Raw genomic sequence first — 4114 nt, 5'->3', positions numbered from 1 at the left:
ATTGTAAAATTAATCCGAACGCTGTTCGGATTAATTTTACAATCTACCATAACTGCTATACTAAAAGTGAAAAGAAGAGGAGTGATCGTTTTGAAATTGTATCAAAGCCTTACCCAAGTCCAAATCAACGAACAATTCGCTGGTCAAGCAACCGGCTACAAGCTTTCCACGACCCTTGATAAGCCGCTGAACTACGATCCAACGATTCTCTATCAGTATTTGGATACCGTCCTGAAACCGGGCAGTCGCCACGACGAAAACAACTTGCGCTACGTGACTGATCCGGGCTATATCGGCGAAAACTTTAATTACCAAAGCGTCCCGTTTACTTCGCACATGACCGAATTCGACGAGAAGATGGCCTTCGCACGCAAACTGGTGGCCGACCTTAATCGTCATTTATCTGTCAACATCAAACCGGAAGATGAAACTATCGAACTGGTCTTTGTTGACTAAAGCAACCGTGTTGCCCTCCTTTCCTAGTCGCGATGCTTCTCTCCTGATCATTTGCGGCTAAGTACCCAGTCAAGCATGCTTAGTTGCAACAAAAATGACCGCCTACCAAAAAGTAGACGGTCATTTTTGTTGCAACTAAGCACGAATTCGCAGCTATACCGCTTTCTTCGCGACTTCCTTTGGTAACGTCAACGCCAACAGCAAGCCAATCAGGCCCACGCCAGCAAACACAGCGAAGGTAACAGCAAAACCGCCAGCATGACTTCGCAGCGTGGTTTGCATGCCATCCAACAACACTGTGGCGAACATGACACCGGCAGAACCAAATAACTGACGAGCCGTCGTCGTAACCGCAGTGCCGTCTGCCACGAGCTCATTCGGCAAAGCATTCGCGCCAGCCGTCACTGAAGGCATCATCACAAAGGCATTGCCGGCTTCAGTCGCCATCGCCAACATAATTGCCCCAATCAGCGGTAAATGATGGGCAAAGACTGCTAACAGACCAAAGCCGCCAGTAATCAACAACATGCCAATCATGGCCACGACACGCGGTCCAAAGCGATCCAGTAGGCGCCCGCTAATTGGATTCAAAATACTCAGCAACACCGCAGCTGGCCCCAGGACAAGCCAGAAATCAACGGTGACAAACCAAGTAGCGTTTGAAAGTAAAGCGGCATCAGGATAGTGGTGACAATCAAACCGACGTATGAAATTCCGGTCAGAAACACCGCTTTAGTAAACATACCAGTGGCAAAAACTCGCATTTGCAACATTGGTGGTTGGCGATTCAATTGCCGAACAACGAAAATACCAGCTGCCAGAACGCCTAAAATCAACAAACCAACCACGCCAACAGTTAAGCCTTTTTTCGACAAAGCACCCAAGGCATAAAGTAGAATTGGAAAACTTGCGGATAAAAGGAAGGACACCCAGTCCAGTTGCGTCGGTTGCAATGGCATGACAGACGCAATGGTCACCGTTGAAACGGCCAGCACAAGCAGCGAAACGACCAAGAAGAACAAGAATAAAGCCTGCCAAGGGAACCATGTCAGCAAAACACCGGAAATAATCGGACCGACTGCCAAGGCTGAGCCCATGACCAATCCCGCCGTGCCCATCACCCGACCACGCTCACTATGCGGCGTAATCGTCAGCAACACGGTCTGGAAACTCGGGAAAATAATCCCGACCGCAATCGCTTCAAGCAACCGGCCAATCATGAGCACGGTAAAACTCGGTGCCCAGATACATAAGCCTGTCCCAATGGCAAAAATGAGTTCAATCGCTTGGAAAAGCCGTTGGAAAGTAACATTATGCAACAGCCATGGGCTAACCGGAATCATCAAGGTCATCACCAACATAAAGCCGGTTGTCAGCCAAGCAACTGTATCCGCTCCTAAACCAAAAGCTTTCATAAAAGCAGGATAAGCGGTGCTTAAAGAAGACTGAGAAATTGACATCGAAAAGGTACCTGTCAGTAACGTGGCGACAAAAGCCCCGCGATGTTTGATCGTTGGAGAGTGCATATTAAAATCATCTTTTTCTATATTAGTATTGTGGGACGTTTACATTTTCATTCCCATTTTTTCATAAGACTGCATACCGCCCATCCAAATCTCAGATGGTTTGACGCCACGTTCTTTAGCCAAGGCCATCATTAACGTATCCATATCCATCAATTTATATTCTTGCTTTGGCTTGGCTGGATCGAATGTTTCAATCTGTGCCATCATGCCGCCATCTTCGTGCTCAATGATATGGCAGTGATACATATAAACCCCTGGCAAATCAAAGCGAACCAGCAGCCGAACCGTTTCACCAGGATTCACGCCAATTGTATCTTTGAAACCATGTTCATTTGGATACGGCGCATGCCCATTCCGCGACAAGACTAAGAATTGGGTTCCATGCACATGGAATGGATGAACCATTCCAGGCGCATCATTGCTATTGGTAACATCCCAGTACTGGGCTTTGCCAATTGGTTGCGTGGCATCAATCCGCTGCATGGCAAACTTTTTACCATCAATCGCAACACCTTCGTCCATCCCCTGCATCACAACATGGCGAACTGGCAAAGCCGGGTCAACCACTGGTGCCTTCACATCGAACAACTTATCAGGCAAGGTAGTCTGATCCGGTTTGAACGCATGAATGCGGAACTTTAGCAATGGCACATCATCCGTATATAAGGTGACCTCGTCGCCTTCATGGTATTGGCCAAAATCAACAATCACTTCGGCACGCTCAGCACAAGTCAGCATCAAATGGGTAAATTTGACCGGCTCCGGTAACAGTGAGCCATCCCCGCCAATTTGCGTAAATGGCAGGTCATCGGAAAAATGCAACCGCCATTCACGGCGATTAGCACCATCCAGAAAACGCAACCGGACCTTTTGCGTGGTGACATCAAAATAGGGATTGATGTCACCGTTAATCATTGCAGTTGGCCCAGCAACACCGTCAGGATCATAATCAGCCCGGTAGTCCCACTGGTTGTTCTCATGAAAACGCCGGTCTTGCAAAATGACCGGAATATCGTCAACGCCATAGTTCCTTGGCAATGGCAGGCTGGCTTCATGGTCGTCTTTGACAATCACCATGGCAGCCAAACCATGCCAAACCTGCTCGGCTGTGGATGGGCACGGATGCGCGTGCAGCCACAAAGTCGTCGCCGGTTGTTCCAATGTGAAGTCGATATGCTTACTTTCACCCGGATAAACCGGCGCATGGCATCCGCCATCAACATAAGGGCCACTGACATTAGCCCCATGCCAATGAAAAGTGGTCAACTCAGGCAGGGTGTTTTTCAGTGTCACATGCGTATGCTGACCACGGCGATACACAATCGTCTGACCTAACAGACTGGTATTATAGCCCCACGTCTTGGTCTTCGCCCCAGGTAACAGTTGCGTTTCCCCAGCCTCTGCTGTCACCGTGTAATAAACGTCGGTCGCCGTCTCTTTATCCGGTTTCAACAACGGCGGCACATTTAAGGGCTTCTCAGACGCATCACTGACCTCAAGCGGCACGTACCCGCCATCGTGGAGATCAAACGCTGGCTCATCAAAGAAATAGTCCGTATAGATTTTCATCGTGATTTCCCCCTCTGACAAGAATTTTAACACTTTTTAGGGTTGCCATAAACATAATTTAGAATTAACCTAAAGTAGTATTGAAAAATGGTATAGGTCTTATCCATACACTTGAGGAGGATTTTCATGCAACAAATGTCGAAAACAATGGGCTGGCTCATGCTGGCGTTAAATGTGGTGCTGCTGATTCTAATTGGTACCATGCACAATATGGCAGCGATGTGGTTAATGGGTCTGATTATGACTTTGGACGCTGTGACAGGGTTAGTTGCCGCTTATCGGCCCCAGTCAAGTCAACAACACGCCCACCAGCACTAGTTTGTTAAGAAGTTGCTGCAAGACCTTTCATGGAGTCATTGATCGGCGTTATATGTTGGCATATACATATGTTGAATATATCATGTGTCTGTACTTAGATGAACAGTCACATGAAAGAGGGTCGTTTAATGCAGCAACTGTCAATGACGTAGAAACAAACCATGACGTCAGCCTTACGGGTTGAATATTTTTCAACGGCATGGATGGCATTTGAGTGGTAGATTGCAAATTTAATCCGAATTTTT

3 protein-coding genes and 2 pseudogenes are annotated in these 4114 nt (G+C 47.5%); 3 read left to right on the top strand and 2 right to left on the bottom strand.

Annotated features, from left to right (window positions below; translation table 11 throughout):
* Positions 1-90: 90 nt before the first annotated feature.
* The gene (locus tag ACG95_RS14490) at positions 91-456 is read left to right on the top strand and encodes a hypothetical protein (RefSeq protein ID WP_003580900.1); all 366 of its coding nucleotides are present in this window, start codon (positions 91-93) and stop codon (positions 454-456) included.
* Between the two features lie 153 nt (positions 457-609).
* Here the strand turns inward: ACG95_RS14490 and ACG95_RS13675 are convergent.
* Together ACG95_RS13675 and ACG95_RS13670 are read right to left on the bottom strand one after the other, a co-directional pair.
* Positions 610-1982: pseudogene (locus tag ACG95_RS13675) on the bottom strand (MFS transporter).
* Between the two features lie 39 nt (positions 1983-2021).
* Positions 2022-3551, bottom strand: a complete 1530-nt coding sequence (locus ACG95_RS13670; RefSeq protein WP_048001073.1) for a multicopper oxidase family protein — start codon at positions 3549-3551, stop codon at positions 2022-2024.
* A gap of 126 nt (positions 3552-3677) precedes the next feature.
* Between ACG95_RS13670 and ACG95_RS13665 the strand changes: the two genes are divergently transcribed.
* Together ACG95_RS13665 and ACG95_RS14650 are read left to right on the top strand one after the other, a co-directional pair.
* The gene (locus ACG95_RS13665) at positions 3678-3869 is read left to right on the top strand and encodes a hypothetical protein (protein WP_003576326.1); all 192 of its coding nucleotides are present in this window, start codon (positions 3678-3680) and stop codon (positions 3867-3869) included.
* A 128-nt stretch (positions 3870-3997) separates the two neighbouring features.
* Positions 3998-4087: pseudogene (locus tag ACG95_RS14650) on the top strand (cation transporter); the annotation flags it as partial.
* Positions 4088-4114: the final 27 nt, after the last annotated feature.

The sequence above is a fragment of the Lactiplantibacillus herbarum genome (genome assembly GCF_001039045.1).
GTDB lineage: Bacteria > Bacillota > Bacilli > Lactobacillales > Lactobacillaceae > Lactiplantibacillus > Lactiplantibacillus herbarum.
Note: the sequence above shows the minus strand (reverse complement) of the source record. Positions and strands in the feature narration are given on the sequence as shown.

Coding starts and splice junctions, on each gene's coding strand:
- ACG95_RS13670 (WP_048001073.1), bottom strand. CDS start 3,551: ATGAAAATCTATACGGACTATTTCTTTGATGAGCCAGCGTTTGATCTC.
- ACG95_RS13665 (WP_003576326.1), top strand. CDS start 3,678: ATGCAACAAATGTCGAAAACAATGGGCTGGCTCATGCTGGCGTTAAAT.